The sequence below is a fragment of the Candidatus Accumulibacter propinquus genome, from assembly GCF_056856495.1.
In genome coordinates, this window is sequence record NZ_JBSEHC010000002.1 from 791,309 (window position 1) to 809,918 (window position 18,610).

Genomic DNA, 18,610 nt, shown 5'->3' on the forward strand with positions numbered 1-18,610 from the left:
ATATCAGGCAATGAGGGTTATGAAATATCCGGGATTAGAAATCAACGGGCATAAAGCTCATCCCGATCAGGTCGAACAGCTACACGGTCTACGACAGCATCGTCTTCGACTTGTCCAGCTGGAATCAGCTGTCCAAGCGAGAATGCATCTTGAGCAAGCCCGCAAGCGACTGATACCCGTTGGTAATTGCTTGTGGTTCCTGAGAACTCAGCAAGCTTTGGGTGTTTCGGGAGCAGCATCAAATTCATCACCGACGCGCAGTGCCGACCGCCAGACCGAACAGATTTCACGTAGCCATCCAGCGAACCACCTCCCCCGGTCAAAAACACCGGGAGCCCCTTCGTCCAAGCGTCAGACAAACGATATCGCTTCGCTTTGGTGCGGTGAAAAACGCGATGAACAGTGCTGTGTACCTCACTCCAAAAGACTTTGTCCCGAAGCTCTATATGATCCACTGGCAAACCAGTGCACTGGGCATACTCGGAAGAATCCAATACTGGCTGCAATTCGTCGGGGAGCTTCGCATTCTCGCAACCCGGAGCTTCAACAAGTCGGTTTTGATAAAGCATCTGTGTGCCTAATGGTCTAATCTCGGGAACCAAGAACGGAAAAACGTCTTCCCCGTCTCGCTCGTGAACAATAAATGTCACGACATCCAAGGTTCCTCCACCAACATCAACCAAAGCATGCAAACCGCGCTGACGCTGCGAAGACTGAACATAGCCAGCAATCTGAGCAACAAACTCCGGTAGTACATCAAGGCCAATCAAATCCTTGGGCAGGACGTCAGGCAGCCACGCACTGATCAGATCACCTGCCTGAGCAGCAGACGGCCCGGACTCAGAGGCGCTCATCGACCAGGCCGACGAGCACATTTTCAGATAGGCCCGGCGCTGTCCTTCAATCTCGAGCCCATTACTGGGCGCACCGATGTTCAACATCCATCGAATCGCACTCCGTCCTATCTTGTCGCCCTGATGAAAAAACACCCATGCTCGGACATAGCGCAAGACTAAAGCTAAGAATACAGCGGCCTTGCCAAGGGAAGCGGAGGAAACGGGCACATCTATGAGTGGATGCTTGAGACGTTGGCGGACTTGATCAAATGTCACATCAGGCGCTTGTCCAAGCTGGCACGAACCGTCGGCCAAGATGGAGTATTCGCTTGGAAGCAAATATCGATCCGCACCTGCTGATACGCCATGCCAATCAACTACAAAAATCTGATCCTTCAACCCAACTGCAGCCTTCGTATATGACGTGCCGAAATCAAGACCAATGAAGACGTCAATAGCGCCGTCAGACTGACTTTGTGTTGGTGACTGAGTGCGACTTCCTTCAGCGACCCATGCTTCCGGAATTTTGAAATTTGCCTGTCTCGTTAAACTCTCGCCCGAATGAATTTGGAATGTAGTTGGCACCGCACTTGGTCTTGAGGGGGGTGGTCGAACCAGAGGCGTCTTATCTTGATGAGCTTGCTGTCGCGTGAGGGGCTTTGGAACGTTTGGGACCACAAACTGCGGAGCCACCGGCCGTTGCAAGTTTATTTTTGGCTTCGTCAATGGTTGAGTAGATTTGGAAAACGCAACTGCTGCTTCGGTATCTCTTAATTCTGAAGATGGCACCCGAGCAACAAACGGCTTATGTTTCGGCTTCAGCGCAAGCGAAGACGCCCCGATCCTTGGCACTTTCTTCGGCTGATCGCCTTCGCCTTTAGCTCCAAACATTTCTTTTTTCAGTGCTTTTAGCGTGCTTTTCCAGTCGCTCATAGATTCCATCTCTACTATTTCTCGACACGAATCAGACCCACGCACACTGGTGCATCGTCTGGCTGCAGACTCTCTTGCCTCTGGATCTGTGCTCTTTTGAGTCCCATACGTGCCCGTAGCTTCGCAATTCGCCCCTGAGTGGCTTTTACAAGCGAACTCCGACCACGCAAGGCGTGCTGCGCTTGAACGCTCTCAAGTGTTTGAAGTCGCTGGGCCATGTGCTGATCAATGCCATGCAACTGGAACATGAGTCTGTCAGCATTCTCATCTTGCTTGCGCTTCTTTGCTCGCTGATAGGAGTCTTCAAGGTGCTTCTCCAGCTCATCAAGACAAGCACTCGCTACGTCGGGTAAAACGCAGGTAGGTGCCTCAATCCAATCGCTCCCGTGAGTGCGTGCAAGATTGATCAGGCTTTCAGCTACTTCATCAGAAAAAGGCACCCGTGCGGAAAGCTCGCATACCGCGGATTGCAGCCACTCCTCTTCTCGTACGCCACTGAAGGTCCAACGCCTCAACGCAAACACGTAGTCCCCAGGCCCCACGCTCGTTTCGCGACCAGACACTTTTACGGATACCAGTGGATAGAAAGCGTCTTCCAATTCGTTCAGTCGTTGACTGATGAAACGAATGAGTGGATGAAACTGGTTAATGCTCTCAACTGACTTATTACTGGTACTAGTCAGCTTGTTTACAAATCTACATTGCCGGGGAAGTGCGTTTCCCAACGATGTCTGCCCAATTACTCCCTTTCGACGGCAGAAGTCATCCAGGTCCGCTGCCACACTTGCGGGCAACTGGATCAAGAAGGTGTTATCCGATTCTTGATATTGAAAGCGGTGACCAGCAACATGCTGATTCAAGAAGTCCTGAACATAAATGGTCAGGTCCCGCTCGGTCACACGGCGTGAGAGCTCATCGGCCGCTTCTATCCGTTCAAGGACCAGGCCACCGTGCGCCATCATCTGCGAAGCGTTCTTTTCCAACTCTTCTTGCCGCTGACGCACGTTTTCCAATGCCTGCGCCGCCCGTTGAATTTCATCATCCTCCTGACTAGGGGTCAGACGGCTCGTCAGCAACTTGGACTCGAGTTTCTTAATAGTCTCTCCAATGATAGGCTCTGGCTCGCCCAATGCCTGCTCGAACACCTTTAGCCGGGTCAGCAACCGTCCGAAAATACGTTCATCGATGGTTTCCTGATAGAACAGATTCCAGATATGAATGACCTGCGCCTTTTGCCCAAGACGATCAATACGGCCGATGCGCTGTTCCACTCGCATCGGGTTCCATGGCAGATCGTAATTGACCAGCAAGCGACTGAACTGCAAGTCGACACCTTCCGATGCCACCTCGGTAGAAACCAGAACACGAAGGTCCGGACGGTCACGAAATTCGTTGATCAAATCCTGTTTGGACTCCGACATGCCCCCCCATAACAAGAGGCTTGGCATACCGAGAGTCTTTAGGCGCTCACTCAAATATTTTGCAGTGACGCGGAACGAGGTGAACAAAATCACCTTTTCGTCCGGATTGTCCAAAAAAAACTCCTTCAGAACCGTCACCAGGCGCTGCAACTTCGAATCAGACTGCTCCAGTTCGGCTGCATTCAGATTCCGCGGACGATGTGCCAGCAAGAACTCCTTGAGGGACTCACTTATATTCGCTAGTTCTCCTTCATCATCATTCTCCTCATACTCCTCGGAAACTTGCTCTGCCATATCCTCGACTAGAGAATCATCATTACCTAACCACGCGCGAGCAAATGCAGCAGGGCAGCTGCACACCTGCCGCTGAGGCGTTGCCAGAAGAAATCCGTCGGAAATTCCTCGCCGCCATGCATACTCACGCGTAACTTCGGTTACGTATTCATAGAAAGCACGCTCCGCATCCGTCATGGGCACCTTCTCAGGATGCACCTCTCGCCGAGGACGCTCCATTTGAACATCCCGTTTGCGGGTTCGGGTGATCACGTGGCCCAGTAAATTGATTCGTTCCAGGCTAGCTGCCAGCTCAGCCCGGAATTCCAGCCTGGCTAGATCTTCATCCGTCGGAGGATCTTCGAGCAAGGCCGCCAGTTGACGAGAGTTACGTAGCAAATCTGTATCAGCTGCCCTTTTCACATAAATCAGAATATCTTCTGCGCTTGAGGCAGGATTGAGCGCAGCATCTCGGGCTGAAACCAATGGCTGATTCGCCAGTAGTAGCTCCTGAAAACTTGATGGGTACTGAAAGTGCTCTGGGTCGCATAACTGCAACAGATGGAACAGGTCGTCGTTATGTAGATTTATCGGCGTCGCCGATAGAAGCACCCGCTGCTGCGAAACCTTCTGAAGCATTTCACCCAGACGATGCACTGAACTCTCTGGATTACGCATGTAATGGGCTTCGTCAAAAACAACGAGATCCACCATAGGTTCTTCTTCGGCATGCTCGTCCAACAAATGCGCCAGCCGCACGCGACCAGAGGCTTTCTTCGGTGGCGGCGTATCACTCGGGCGCCAGCTTTTGGGCGGCCGCAGAGTCTGATAGCTCGCTATCCAGGCTTTCGGAGCGCCCATACTGGATGAGTGTTTAAGCTCAGCCACAAGCGTGGCCGCATCAACAATAGAGGCATCTATGCCAAAACGAAGCTTCAACTCATCACGCCATTTCTCACGTAACACTGCCGGGCAAACGATCAGCAGGCGACGCATGTCCTCACGTGCTCGAAGTTCGGTCCAGATAATTCCCGCCTCAATCGTCTTACCCAAACCCACTTCGTCGGCAATCAACAGTCCGTCAGCCGGAGACTCCAACAAAGTCAGGAGTGGTTTGTATTGATGAGCGTAGAAGTCCGTATTCGTGACCCCCATCGAATAAACGAGGTTCGCCAGACGCCCGGACAGGTGCACATGGGTCAGGCTACGGCGCAAGTCGCCAGAACGACCGTACTTACCAAGTTCGATCAACTCGAAGCGATCCTTGGAAGCAATGGCATGCAATTCTTCAAGCTGATCTTCAGCCACGTAATCCTGAGTCCCATCCTGCCAACGCACCCCCAGATAGGCAATTGCACCTCTCTGGCGCACTTGGCCCGATGTCACCCCAGTTCTACCCGGGTTATCGATGCGTCGAACTTCCGTTCCTCTATCCCACGCCATCCGTAATCACTCCCCTTGCCAGCAGTGCTACAAATCTACCCGCCCCAAAGCTCATCTGATGAGCTTCCCCTGATCAAACTTAGAACAACCGCTGGATCGTTGCTTGAATCTCGGATGCATTGAACGCGGTTGATCCCGACCCCTCCGACGTCACCAGCATCCCGTTCGGTCCGCCGCCCTCGCGTTCTAGCCGCACACCGTTCTTGGCATACCAAGCAAGCTTCTTATTCCACTTGTCGCAATAGCCTTTCTTCTCAAGCATTCCGAGGTGTTCCCAGTAGATGGTGCGGCCACTGATTTCATCTTCGAGCGTGAAGTCCGGATAGCGAACTTCGCCATTTAAGACAAGAGGCTTCTCGTAGGAAAAGACTTGCCCTGCCGCAATCAAGGCTTCTGCGATGACCAGTTCAGACATGGAACGTACGGCACGGCCATCACGGGTCAGATGGATCAACCCATCCTGCATAAAGACGCTGCCCTTCTCCTGTTTGATCTCCCGCATCCGGCAATCCATGAGCAAATTCGTCATGCGGCGGGCAATGGATGAACTTAACGGTGAGGAAAGGTCCTTTAACCCGCTTCGTGGGCCTTGATGCAGGATCACAACACGATGCTGATGGCGTGTCAGCGCGGTATAGATCAGCTCCCGAGAAAGGATCGGATGCCCCTCAGGCAGAACCACGATCGTCAGTTCAAACTGGCTTCCCTGTGCCTTGTGGATCGTCAGTGCGTACGCCAGCTCCATTGCTGCGTCGCCTTCGTCCTTGAAGTCGCTTCCATAGAAGTCATAGGTGTAACCCTTCTGCGATGCGAATTCGACCTTCAGGATTTTCGGAAAGCATTTGGTCTTCCACTGCCCAACGGCGAGACCAATCTCACCATTGGCCAGATAGCCCAGCGCCCCCTCCTGCGGATAGACTTTTTTGCCATCCCGTCTGTGGTTACTAAGGTTTATCACTTTGTCGCCATAAACCACTCGTTCAGCTCCCATGGGTTTCGGGATTGAACGAAAGCGACGGGTCGCCAGTTCGAGAAAATTCTTACGAAAACGCTCGTGAATCTGACGATTGATATCACTGACACCGAAGCTCATGCCACGCAGTGGACTCAGAATCTGCCATCGCTCCACCGCTTCTACCGAGCCGGCTTTTTCACCACGGGTGGCATTGAAGTAATCGTATTCACCTTGTTCGGTGGCACCGAGACGTCGATTAAACCCGCGGTCGTCGTCCAACCCCGATAGTTTCAGCTCCTCGCACAATACCTTCAGCAAACTGACCTGAAAGTCGTTCGCGTCAGACCACTGCACGAAGCGGATCGTGTCTGATGCAGGTGCACTTTCGCAAAACATATCGTCATCACCCGTATCGGGCGCTGCAGCACTAAACCACCGAGCCAATCGCAAGTCAGGGCGATCCGCCCCCACCTGGCGGCGTTCGATTGTCAGCTCTGCGTAGCTCCTGGCGACCCGCGGGAATATTTGCTCACGGCTTGCCGGGCGCAGCTTCGCAATCAGATCGACAAACGGGTGCCCGGCGCCAATTGGTGGTAACTGCGCCGGATCGCCCACAAAGATGTAACGTTTCACGCCCTTCAGTGCATCAAACAACGCGCCCAACATATCCTCAGTCAGCATGGAAGACTCATCCACGATCACCGTGCCATAGCCTTCCGCTTTAGGGCGGTCGCTCAGAATGTAGCGTCCGGCATTCCCGTCGTAGCGACCGTGCTGGTTCAGGAACTGCGCAATGGTCATGGCTGCTGCCCGTGCTCCCTTGGACAGCTCCTGCATGCGCACGCGAGCCTTACCCGTCGGGGCAAGCAAGAGTATCGCGTCCCTGGCGATTGGCTCCTGCGCACACAGGATTCCGAGCACGGTGGTCTTTCCAGCACCGGCTGGCCCCGCGAGCACGCTCAGACGCGCTTCCGCCAATTCTTTGAGTGCGGCCATTTTTTCTTCATGTGCGCGCTTGTCTTCCTCATCCACGGGCGTCTTCAGCTTTGCCTGCAGTGCCTGCTTCCAATCCACCGCCACCACATGGCGCGCACCATCTACCCGCCTCAGTTCCTTGCGCACCAGCTCGCCAATCGCCTTGTAGCGATCAAGTTGCAAGCCCTGATCCTCATTCACCAGTGCCGGAACAATCTCCGGCGCCATTTGCGGCAGTTGTGCGCTCAGCATGTCGCCGGTCACAGCGCATTCGGGTTTTACGGCAAAAGCGCGAATGGCCTCGACCAAGCCATCTCGAGACTGCAAGGTGTGGCCATCCAGTGCAGCCTTTTCGAGAGCCGCCAGAGAGAACGCCCGTACCCGGCGACGATCCACGCCAGACTCCAGACAAGAAGGCTCCTCCAGCGGATGCACCAGCCGCACAGCATCATCCGGGAACACGCCACGATCCACCGTCAGCAAGCGAACGCCATCCGGATCGAGGCGGCTCAATTCATAAATCCGGTACGGGTTTTCAAGAATCTCCTTATCTGATCCGCCCCAGCCCGCATTCTTTCGCGCCCCAGCCTCGTACAGGTTCTGCGCCTGTTCAACCGTCAGCTCGAAGCGGCTCAAGAGCTTCAGGTAGTGGCGGCGCTCTGCTGACAAGCCCTTCCAGGTAGAAGCCAACGCCTTGATGTCTGCTCGCAAAGCCTTGGGCAACAGCTCATCCGGTTTCTTGAATGCAGCATCCACCTGTGGCCACGGATCGACGTTCTCGCCTGCCTTTTCCTGCAAGGCATGCGCCACGAATACCCCACGGCTGAAGCCAAATGCTGTCAGTACCGCACCCAAACCCGGGAAGGGGCCACGCACTTTCCACAACCGCACCAGTTCCGTATGAATCCATTTGCGCGGCGCGCTCAGCTCGATACCCAATTCGTCATGCATACGCCCCAGCACGAGATCCATCGTCAGCAAGGATGCTATCGCCCCATCGTGCCGCACCAGTTCACTGGCATACGAGAATTCGTTCCAGTGCTCGTCCGGCGCCTTCGCGGTGTAACGCTCAAGGTCGAGGGAGGGGTCGACTTCCGCTCGAGCCAGCAACTCTGCGTAAGGCATCAGAAACCCGTCCTCGCCATTCGGGCGAATGGAATGCTGAACAGGACGCTCCCACAACATGCCGTGCGGACCATCGCCCTTACGGTCGTATTCGCTGAGCTTCCCAATTTTCTTGATGCGCCCGGCGCCGATCAGTACGCGCGCGGTGCCCTCTACGAAGGGCACATGTTTGGCGTAAAATAGAATCAGCGAGTCCTCTTCGCGCAGATGCCCCGCGAAGCCATCCAGCAATGCGGTCTGGTTACCCGCCTCGTGCACCCAGCGACTGTCATATTTAAGGTGATTTCTACGATAGTTCATACCGTGCCGACTGGTCGGATCAAGATGTCCCACTTGGGTAGGAGCGGGTGACGTTCCAGACGGGACTCGACCGCTTGCATAGCCTCCTTGGCCACCGTGACTCCTTTCTCGTAGACCGTGCGGCTCAGTTCGACGACGGGATGAACGCCTTTCCAGGTCATGGTCTTGGCCCACTCCAGCATCGTTTGGGTATCGGTCAACTTGGCACCGTTCCAGTGCTTTTCCAGGATTCCCCAGCAACGCTCCACCGGATTGTATTTGCTGTGGTACGGCGGATAGTAGAGGAGGCGGATGGACCTGCCGATGTGATCGGCGAACTGGACCATGCGCTTGAGGAATTGCGTACGCCGGCCATTGCTCTCCGGTCCGTTATCGGCCTTGATCTGGAGGTGTGTGACGCGAGCACGCTCCTCGGGTGCTTGACGCTCCCACCAGGCGTAGAGACTGTCGATGATGAAATCGCTGGTCTTCGCCGAGCTTCCGAAGGACAGATGGAGAGACCCACTGTCTTCATTGACGACACCAAACGGCGTGTGTTTTTCCTCGCACCCCATGTCGTGGTCGGCAGCCCGGTGGTCACCCCGCGTCTTGCCGCCACGCGAGTAGTCGCCAATCTTCACCGTCGCCTTGCAGTCCATGCTCAGGCGCATGACGGCTTCGTCTTGGCTATCGCGGTCACGTTCCCGGATGTTGGCGAAAATGGCGTCGGTTTCAGGGACTTTTTTTGGGGTTTGGCCTTGAGCACCGGGCGCAACCGGTACCCGTTGCGGTTCAACACTCTCGACATACCGCTTCGGGAAGGCAGGACATCGTCCGCAAATCCCTGCGCTCGCAACTGCTTGATGGCTTCCTCCGCGGTCAGGCGGGTGAACGACAAGGTCGTGCGAAAAGTCGGGTCTTGTTGCGCATGACTTTCCGCCAGTTCCCACAGGGCTTGCGCCACCTCGGGGTGTTTCTTCTCCCACAATTTCGCACCGCAGCAGAACGCGTGCAGCCCCAGACAGATGATACCCGTACGTTTCTCATGCAGACCGAGCTGCACGGCCTGCCGACTCCAGCCGAACACCTCCTCGGCACGCCGAGCACTGCCACTACAATATTTCAACGCCATCTCCGCCTGAAACGCCCTGCGCCTCGCCCCCGTCATCTTGCTCGCAGCAAGCCGGATATCTTCCAGGTGCTCGGCTTCAAGAGAAACCTTCCTTTCCGCTACCGTGGCGACTCCCATTCGCAAGACCTCCAATCGCAGAATCGGCTAAAAGTATCGCACACAACGGTATGAAGAATTGGGGATATCACCTAAGCTTAGGCTCTCGATCGAGTGCTGCATCCAGTTCCAGCTCATGCGCAAGGCTTTCGATGTTTTCTCGCATCAACCAGCGAAACGGCACTATGCCGGCGGAGTAAGGCGGGTAGCGTTGCGGGGTCGGCTGGAAGTGGCCGTAATCGGTCGGATTCATGTGCGCCAGCGCATGCCGCTTGATCGGTTCCAGCTCGAACGGCGCCATGAAGCTGCCGCGCTCATTCACACAAGGCGGGAATTCGTCGGGTGCAAGCTCTCCAAGCGACCGGCCGGCAATCTTGCGTTCCCGCTCGTCGTCTTTAGCGCCGGCAACCCCCTTGAGCTTCACGCACGCGCCGTTGAGATGCGGCGCCTGACAGACAACGCCCTTCCAGCCCGTGTCATGCCAGGGCACACGTACAGACAGATGGCGTAATGGAAAACGGCTCATAGCAGCTCCTTGGGTTTCTTCAAACATCGTTTTGTTGCGCAAAGAACGCCCACGCAACGCGGTAATCGGCTTCGCGACTGGCGAGGGCGAAGGGGGCGGTGTAGGTGCGGGTGCGGGTTTGCGGGCCGCCGGGGTGGGTGTCGTCGAGGACGGTGGTGGTGACGGTGCTACCGGCGGGCAAGGTGCCGGCGTCCTGCATGGCGTGGATATCGTCCCAGCCATACTTGCCGGTTTTACTGCGGCCATCGGGGGTGGTGAAGGTCACGTCGGCGGTGCTGCGGCTGCCCTTGCGCGGCAGGCCCGTTCCGGCCAGGCCGATGTTGCAGCTAAAAATGATGCGGCCGGCCATGTCGTACCAGGTGTCGCGCTCATTCTGTTGCATGACCGGGAACTGGACGCGGTAGATGAGCAGCAGTTCGTCGAGGGTGAGGCCGAGGGCTTGAGAAACCAATACGTCGATTTCGACCAGCGCCATGCGACGGGCGTAGTCGGTACGCAGGGCGCAGTGGCGTTGCCATTCGGGCGTGAGCTTGCCGAAGAAATCCTGCGGCAGGCGCGGGTTGTTAGGTTGGCTCCAGCGCTCGTAATGGAAGACTTTGGCGCGGAAGAGTTCGGACCAAAGTGGAGCGAATTGGCTAGAGAGGCAGTTGAGTGCAAGGTACCGGACAATCAATGGCTGTTGAATTGGAAGTAGCGGCAGTCGCGTCCAAGTGCCATGTAGGTTCGGGCGTCCAATAGACTTGAGATAGAAATCAGCAATCAGCGAACTGCACACTGCCCCGGCGGCGAGGAGCGAGACAACATCTCTAAACGCATTCGATTGAACACCATTGATGTGCGAGCAGCCTCTTGCGACGAGGGCGCCGGTTAGTGTTCGTTCCGCTGACACTGACAACATCGCTCGAAAAGCCAATCGAAAGTACTCCGTCACCCGCTTATGCCGCCAGCGTTGCACGGCAACCGTCTGCCCTTTCTGGCTGGCATGTTCGGCTTGTTCTTCCGCAGTGAGGTGATCCCACGGCAAGGTAAGCGTTTCTGCTTCGCTCCAGCTTACGCGGGGCGTGCGGCGAGCATATTCGGCGCGATCCTGCATCGGGCGGTAGTTGCTGCGGGGCAGATAGTCGTCAGGGAGGGTTTCAAGGTCGAGCGGGTCGTAAGCGCGAGGGTTAATGCAAAGCTGGCGGGGTGTCTTGTAGAAAGGATTGGCTACAAAAAAATGCGGGCCCGAGAGCACCCAGTCTTCCGGCGCGGCGGCAAAGGGCGCGCTACGGTCGGCATTTCGGAATAGAGTGCCATCGCGCTGCGAATAGGTTTCGTCAAACATCACGGTGGAGAAATAGTCATCGCCCAGATCGGCTAAGCGGCGCGGATGCGCGGCGAGTTTGGCGAGCACGCTGGAAAGGTGTCCAGCGTGCAGTGCTGGAAGGCGCGCGCGGCGCGGTGGTGTACCAGGCTCGTCGTAGAGCTTTGCGAAAACGGTCAGCAGTTCGTCGCCGACACCAACGATGCGGTCGGCGTGACCTGTGGTATTCCACTCGCCAGCATCATCTTTGATACCGCCTGCCAGGCCGTATCCATCATGTTCATAGCAACGATCGACTGTTGCTGGATCAAACAGGTTTGCAAGCGAATCAAATAGTGGCGACTCACGATTCTTGCCATAAATATTGATCGAGTATCGAACCCAGATCATGACCTCCGCAAAAAGAAGGCGAACATTTGTAAATTGAAAATGCGCCCGCAACCGCGCATACACTGCTTCCCGCAACGCCCCGCCCTTCGGATCGTCGTACGGCCCTTCCGGGTGCAAGTAGCCAACGACGCCGCGCTGCCCAGCCAGCATCCAGCCAATCGGCATGAAGCACTTGTAGAGATTGGTCTGCACACCCTTGAGCAGCGGATAGTTCTGCTGGGCATTGAAGTAGTTCTGCGTGGCTTCCGCCTCCTCAAGTTCGGCCGTCCACTCGCCTTGCAGGCCGGGAAACTGCTCGAAGGCTGCACTGCGCTGCTGCGCCAGTTCGCTGGCATTCAGCTTGCGAATCGCGACGAGTGGATTGCGTTCGCCGAGAATCCCCGCCTCGTTCCATTCGACCTTGAGCCAGGGCGGATTGCCGACGACCAGATCGAAGCCACCCCGTCTGGCGAAGACATCGGCAAAGGTCAGCTCCCAATGCATGAACCGCCGTTGCCGGGCAACGGCCTCCACCGTCGCCACCCGGGAAAAGTGGGTTCGCAGTTTGCTGATCCGCAGTTGGCCAAACTTGTCATGCAGTTGCGGATGCGCCGGTGCGGTGGCCAGCATCGGCTGCACCTCGCCGAATAGCGTTGCCTGGACTTCCGGCAGAAATGGCTGCGGCACCGGCGCGGCGCTGAAGTCCATCGGGATTTGCGGCGACAGATCGACAATGTTGCCCTCGAGGATGGCGCCGATTTCCAGCCACCACTGCTCGCGGCTCGGCAGATCGGCACTGCGGGTGATCGGCCAGAACCACAACGCGCACCAGTAATCCATCACCAGCTTGAGGCGGCGGTACGGCGTGGCGTAGTCGTCGTCCTGGTTCAGCAGGCCTTTGGTGCGAATCGCTTCCTTCTGCGCGCGTGTGGTGACGGTGCGGCTGCCCTCTCCCCAGCCCTCTCCCTCCGGGAGACGGGGCGAATCGTGAGGCCACAGCGCCAGGGGGTCTTCAGTGCGGGCGCGATCTTCGCCGACGAGATTAACGTGCTCGGACCACAACTGGTCGATGGCGTCAGAAAGCTGCACGAGGCGCCGGACTTCGTGCGCTTCGAGCGGCGGCTTCATCGCCGTGCGCCAGGTCTTGAGTCGCGCGAAGTCGGCCGGGTAGAGCTGTCTCGCCACCTTGTCGGTGTAACTGGCCATGCCGGGGTCGGGCAGCAGGAAGTGATAGACCTCGTCGGGGCGGCGAACTTCACCCCCTCCCCCGGCCCCACTCCCGCCGGCAGGAGAGGGGGCAAAACCGCAGCGGCGCGGGGGGGTGTCGTACCACGCGGGTTTGCTACCCTTCTTCAGCAGGCTCTCGGCAAAAACCTCGCGCCTTGCGCCGATCAGGCTGTTGCCGGAAAAAAGCTGGTAGCCAAACCAGGGGACGCGGGCGGCCGTCGGCGGCTGGCCCCGTTCTGGCGGCTCGCCGTAGATGGCATTAAGCCAGAGGCTGACTTCGGCGAGTTCGGTGGCGATGGGGTTCAGGTCGACGCCATGGACATTGCGGTCGGCCAGGTACATGCGCGTCTTTTGCAGCTCGACTGGGTATTGCTCGTGAGGGATGCGGCGCTTGATCTCGATCTGTTTGCGCTCCAGATACGCCTCCGCCAACTGATTGACGGCTTCGTTGAGGAACGCCGCGCTGCCCATGGCCGGCTCGACGACGGTGAGGGTGAGGATGTCGTCGGCGGTTTTGCCTTTCAGCAGTTCCTTGAGCGCGTATTTGACCAGGCAACGGGTGAGCACCTGCGGCGTGTAGTAGCTCGCGCTCTTCTGCCGGTCGCGACCGGCCAGGCGGTAAATGAAGGTGTCGCGGGGATAGACGCGCAGCTTCCTGCGACCCTGCTCGTCGAGGTCATGGACGCGTTCGCCGGGTTTGTACTGGTCGATACGGCTGGCCGGGACGAACCAGGCGCTGTCCATCAGGTCAGTACTGCCGCCGCCCTGCTGTTCACCCTCGCGTTCGCCCTCTTCGTAGTCGTCATCGCCACCGGTGCTGGCTGACGCCTTTTTGGGCTCCGGCTGGACTTCGTAGAGGTCTTCCGGGGCAAAGAATCCGCGATAGGAGAGCAGCGCTTCATAGACGGCGCCGAGCTGGTTGATGGACAGCAGTTGATAGCTGACGCGTCCCTTGCGTCTGCCGTTCGACAGCGACATCAAACGGATGACGAGCTGCCAGACGTGGTTGGGGAAACGCACCTGGTTGAGCAGCGGCGTTGCCCCGGGGTCGAACAGCTTGCTGTCGAGCGGCGACAGCGTGAAGGCTTCCTTGACGCTGCCGGCGAGGACGCTTTGCTGGGCGGCTGCGCCACAGCCCTCTCCGATCAGCGAGAACAGGCGGCGCAGCGTCGCGTCGAAAAAGAGTCCGTCGCGCGCAGCGGCGGTATTGAGCTGTGTCAGTTCAAGATCGCGCAGGGACTCGAGACTGTAGCCCCTGGCGTAGATCTCGCTCTTCTGGATCGGCACATAGCCGAGCTCGGGACGCGCTTCAATATAGAACAGGAACAACAGGCGATACACCAGGCGCAGGCATTCGAGGCTGAGGTCGCCGGCATCGACAGCGTCCTTGCCGGTGTAGAAGCCCTGCTTGCCGGCTTGCGCCTTTTCGCGCAGTTGTCGCACCGCTTCATTGCCGAGCGCCTCGATCGCTTCGCGCAGCGCGTACTTGAGGTCTTCGCTGACGCCGAAGGCGTGCTTGTGGGCGTTTTCATCGAGGCCGTCGAGCAGGCTGGCGCCCTGCCGGGGGGCCAGGCTGTCATGGTGCAGCAGGGCCGCCGCCGCCTGCAGGGTGTAGGTTTCCTTGCGGTCGAGGATTTCGCTCCAGTCAAAGCGCAGCAGTCGATTGTTCGGCCATTTGTAGCGGTCGACCAGCAGCCATTCCCTGAATCCGACCAGAATGACATAGCGCGGCGGCTGGTCGGTGCCGAACAGCGCTTCGGTGAGGATTTCCAGCCAGGAGAGTTTGCTGAACGCCGGCGGGGCTTCCTGCCCGCCATAGTGAGTGGCGGTCAGACGATGATCGAGCGGGTCATCGTCTTCGCGACCGGGCTGGTAGGCGGGCACGATCAGCAACTGCGGCGCCTGATGCGCTTCGCCAAAAGCTGCCCAGACGGGCACCGGCATACCTGCCTGCAACTCGATCTGTTGGGGCCTGAGCGGGTAACCGAGGGCCTCGAGCAAGGGGGCGTGCAGTTGCCGGTGGGCAAGCAGGCGCTCGGCGTCTTCGCGCAGGCGTGCCTGGGTGGCGAGCGCGGCAAACCACTTGCCGCCGAGACCAGCGAGGCGTTTGTGCGGCGCCCGGCTGTCGGCACGTCTTGCCGCGGCGGTTTCGCCAGCGGCAGGCGATTGGGCAGCGGTTTCTTCGGCGGCCTGCCAGCTCTCGATCAGGGCGCGGATGTCGCCCTTGAAGACTTCGGCGAGGTAATGGTGGCCGTAGAACTCGTTCTCGTTGGCAATGCCGGCAAAGCTCTGGACGGTCTGGGCGACGGACATGGCAGGTTCTCTCGTTCCTTTCCCGGTTTCAGCGCACGGCGGCGGCCAGAACCTGGATGAAGGGCTGTGGCTCGGTGGTCATGGTGTCCTGCACCCACTGCCGGTATTCATCGAAGACTTTGCGGATATGCTGTGTGCGCTGCTCACGTCTGGTCTTCTTGAACTGTTCGGCCTGCTGGTTGGCGGCCAGGCGCAATTCAAGCTGCTCGATCTGCCTGCCTTGCAGGCGTTGCAGATCGGCAAGGGTTCCCGACAGGCGGGCGGTCATGTCTGCGGCAAAGCGGCGCTGCAAGGCCAGCATGTGCTGCTTCATCGCGGCGACCGCACCGGGCAGGTTGGCCTGCAGCGCGGCGGTGTCGATCCCCTGATTGCGGTTGGCCAGAGTACCGGCCTTGAACCGGGTGCGGGCGACGAAGTCGGGGAAGGCCTGCAAGCTCCAGGCGCAAGAGTCGAATACCGCGGCCTGCCACTCGATCAGCAAGGGCTGGCCCTTGCGGTTGGGGATCAGGCCCATAAGCAGGAAGGCCTGTTCGCCATCGATCAGTTGCGGACACTGGATGACCGGTGCGCGATGACGGCCGAAGGCGGTGAGCACCCGATCCGACAGCCAGTCCATGATCGGATGCTGTTGCCAGAGGTAGTGCAGCGCTGGCCAGCTCTCCTCATCCGCTTTCGCCTGACGGGCCTGCTCGATGGCCTGGGCCATGCGGCTCTTGTGGGCACACAGGGTATAGCGATGGTGCTCGTCGCGTACTTCCAGCGGCAGGGTAACGCGTAAGCGTTCCTGCAGGTCACGCGGCGCGTTCAGCGTGATCGTCTGGCTGGCATCGTCGTGGCTGAAGGAGACAATCGGTGTCGGAATGCAGAGTTGCTGCAGGGCGGTCCTGGCAAAGGCGTAGTCGCTGCTGAGTTCGCCATCGCCGAACAGGGAAATGCCCTCACGGATGAAATCGGTGCTGGGCGGTGATGGGGCAGCCGCATCGCCCCGCTGCTCCGTCTGGGCAAACAGTTTGAGCAGCCAGTCGCCATCGGCGTCGGCATCCGCATCTGCCTGTTCGGTTAAACCCTGCGCCGCATCGATCGCCGCTTCAAACTGCTGCGGACTGGTGCCGGCGGCCATGATCTCTGCCACCTTGGCGGCTTCCTTCTCCGGATCGAACACGTGCAGGAATGAGGCCGGGTCGCCAAGGTTTCGGTTGGCCTGCTCATCCTTGGTTTGCAGGATTTCGAGAATGCGCAGGTCGCCCTTGATACGGTCGACACCGGTTTCCGTGAACAGATAGACGATGCGGGGTTGCCTGATCTGGCCGTAACGATCTACACGGCCATTGCGCTGTTGGAACACCATCAGCGACCACGGCAGATCGAAATGCACCAGTCGATGGCAGAAGTAATGCAGGTTGAGACCTTCCGAGGCGACATCGGAGCACAGCAGGACCCGCACGGAGTCGTCCTGGCGACCGAAGCGATCGACCAGTTCCTGCTGCTCGGTGTCGGTCATGCCGCCGTGCAGGATCTCGAAGTGGACAGGCTTCAGGCCAGCCGGCCCGGGCAGGTTTTCCCGCAACCAGCGCAGCGTTTCGATCCGCTCCGAGAAAATGACCAGACGGTCTGAGGGGTCGGCCGCTTGCCAGTTGAATGATGGGTCCTTGAGACGCTGCACCAGGCGCTGAAACTTGCTGAAACTCGCGGCATCGATCCGGCGCAGGGCAGCAGAAAACTCCTCCAGAGCGGCGACCTCGGCCTGTTCATCGCCGCTGATGTTTGGCTTGTCCTGCAGCAGAGCGATTCGCCGCCCGGTGGAATCGAGCGCGGCGAACGGGCTGGAGAACATGGCTTTCTGCATGCCGACCCGCTGCAACTCCTGCTGCTTCCCGGCGCGGTGCTCGCCCTTCTGGGTAAACGGGATCGCCAGCAGGGCCCGGTAGGCTGCTTCTTCCTGCGGACTGGCAGACTGTTTCAACTGCTCGGTGATACGTTCCTGGAAATCGGCACTGACCTGATCGCGAATGTCCTTCTTGAAACGGCGGACGACCAGCCCCTTGTTGCGAAAATCCTCCGGCGTGTAGTCGTCGGGGTCGCTGATGGCGGTGGGGTCGAGCAGGCTCATCAGCGAAGCGAAGCTGCGCGCCGAACCATCGTGCGGCGTGGCCGACAGGAGCATCATGGTGTCTGAGCGGCCGGAGAGCAGGCGGGCCAGTCGGGCACGTCGTGACAAGCCATCCTCGTTGCCGCGCGCCGCGACGTTGTGACACTCATCGATGATGATGATGTCCCACCAGGCGTTTTCCAGATAATTCCGGTACTCAAGATTGTTCTTGAGCGTATCAATCGAGATGATGGTGCGGTCGTAGTAGTTGAACGGGTTGTGATTGCTGGGGATGCTGTTGCGCACCCGCTGCAGGCCGACCGAATCCAGACGCACCAGAGGAATCGAGAAGCGGCTCCAGAATTCCTTCTGGAACTGGGTCAGCATGCTCTTGAGCGTAATCACCAGGATACGCTGCCCGCGCCCGCGCTGAATCAGCTCGGAAGTGAGAATGCCCGCCTCGAGCGTCTTTCCCAGACCGACGGCATCGGCAATCAGGATCCGCTGGCGCGGCTGCCGGAGGGCCTGCAGCGCGGGATCGAGCTGATAGGGCACGAGATTCATGACCGCGCGATGGCCTAGATGGATCTGGTCATCGTTGGGAGTGCTGCGGCGAAGCTGCGCTTCGAGATACAGGAAGGTGCTGTTGAAATGCGAACTGGTGTCCGCCACAAGCTCGGTCGCGGCGGGGTCGAGAACGAGGATTTCCTCCTCCAGCTGCGTCAGGAACTGGGCAGAACGGCCGCGCACCAGTTCGGAAACGCCATCGCAACCGAGCAGGTAGCCGCCATCGCTGGATGGATCGACGCGGCGAACAAGCCACTCTTCATCGCGAACAACGACACGCGCGCCAGGAGCGTAAGGAAGCATTGATGTCTTTCTCTTGTTGTTCTTGCGCTCCCGGATAAAGCAGGCAGCTCCCGCCTGCCTGAATCCTCCCAGCCTTGGCAAATTGGGTTCTACACGGGATGTGAGCACTTCTTGCAGGATGGCGACTGCGGCGAAGATGCTACAGGAATGCCGTCGAATGGTACCGCAAACGACCGCGTGATTGGCAAGGAATTCCAGCCGCGCGAATCGTATGCTGCCTTACGGGGGCGCAGCCAGCTGCAGCCACGGCACGATGCACGGCGAAGCCGTTCTTCGCATTCGATTCCCCGCTGGCTGGCCGATCTCGGGTCGTGTGCCGGGCGATCGATGCTCCCTGACGTCGGCACGGGGGCTTTCTTTTTTGGCGGACCATGACGTCCTCACTGATCGTCCAGCCCTGATCGGCAAGCTCGACGTCGATGAGTGTGCGAGCAAAGGCTTCGGT

The 18,610-nt window shown here is 58.4% G+C and carries 6 protein-coding genes and 1 pseudogene; all 7 read right to left on the minus strand.

The window, feature by feature from the left end; genetic code table 11:
- Positions 1–41: 41 nt before the first annotated feature.
- Positions 42–1,769 carry a hypothetical protein gene (locus tag AC15MQ_RS05960; RefSeq protein WP_483079630.1) on the minus strand — a complete coding sequence of 576 codons (1,728 nt, stop codon included), beginning with the start codon at positions 1,767–1,769 and terminating at the stop codon, positions 42–44.
- A gap of 14 nt (positions 1,770–1,783) precedes the next feature.
- Positions 1,784–4,771, minus strand: a complete 2,988-nt coding sequence (locus AC15MQ_RS05965) for an SNF2-related protein (protein ID WP_483079631.1) — start codon at positions 4,769–4,771, stop codon at positions 1,784–1,786.
- Positions 4,772–4,985: 214 nt separating this feature from the next.
- Positions 4,986–8,261: an AAA family ATPase gene (locus tag AC15MQ_RS05970; RefSeq protein ID WP_483079632.1), complete on the minus strand. Its 3,276-nt coding sequence runs from the start codon at positions 8,259–8,261 to the stop codon at positions 4,986–4,988.
- A pseudogene (locus AC15MQ_RS05975) lies at positions 8,258–9,489 on the minus strand (ISAzo13 family transposase). The gene AC15MQ_RS05970 and the pseudogene AC15MQ_RS05975 overlap by 4 nt, the downstream one beginning before the upstream one ends.
- A gap of 67 nt (positions 9,490–9,556) precedes the next feature.
- A complete protein-coding gene (locus tag AC15MQ_RS05980; protein ID WP_483079633.1) occupies positions 9,557–10,021 on the minus strand; it encodes a hypothetical protein in 465 nt (154 codons plus the stop codon).
- Positions 10,014–15,206, minus strand: a complete 5,193-nt coding sequence (locus AC15MQ_RS05985) for an Eco57I restriction-modification methylase domain-containing protein (RefSeq protein ID WP_483079634.1) — start codon at positions 15,204–15,206, stop codon at positions 10,014–10,016. The genes AC15MQ_RS05980 and AC15MQ_RS05985 overlap by 8 nt, the downstream gene beginning before the upstream one ends.
- A gap of 28 nt (positions 15,207–15,234) precedes the next feature.
- Positions 15,235–18,165, minus strand: coding sequence for a DEAD/DEAH box helicase (locus AC15MQ_RS05990; protein ID WP_483079635.1), 2,931 nt, complete (start codon positions 18,163–18,165; stop codon positions 15,235–15,237).
- Positions 18,166–18,610: the final 445 nt, after the last annotated feature.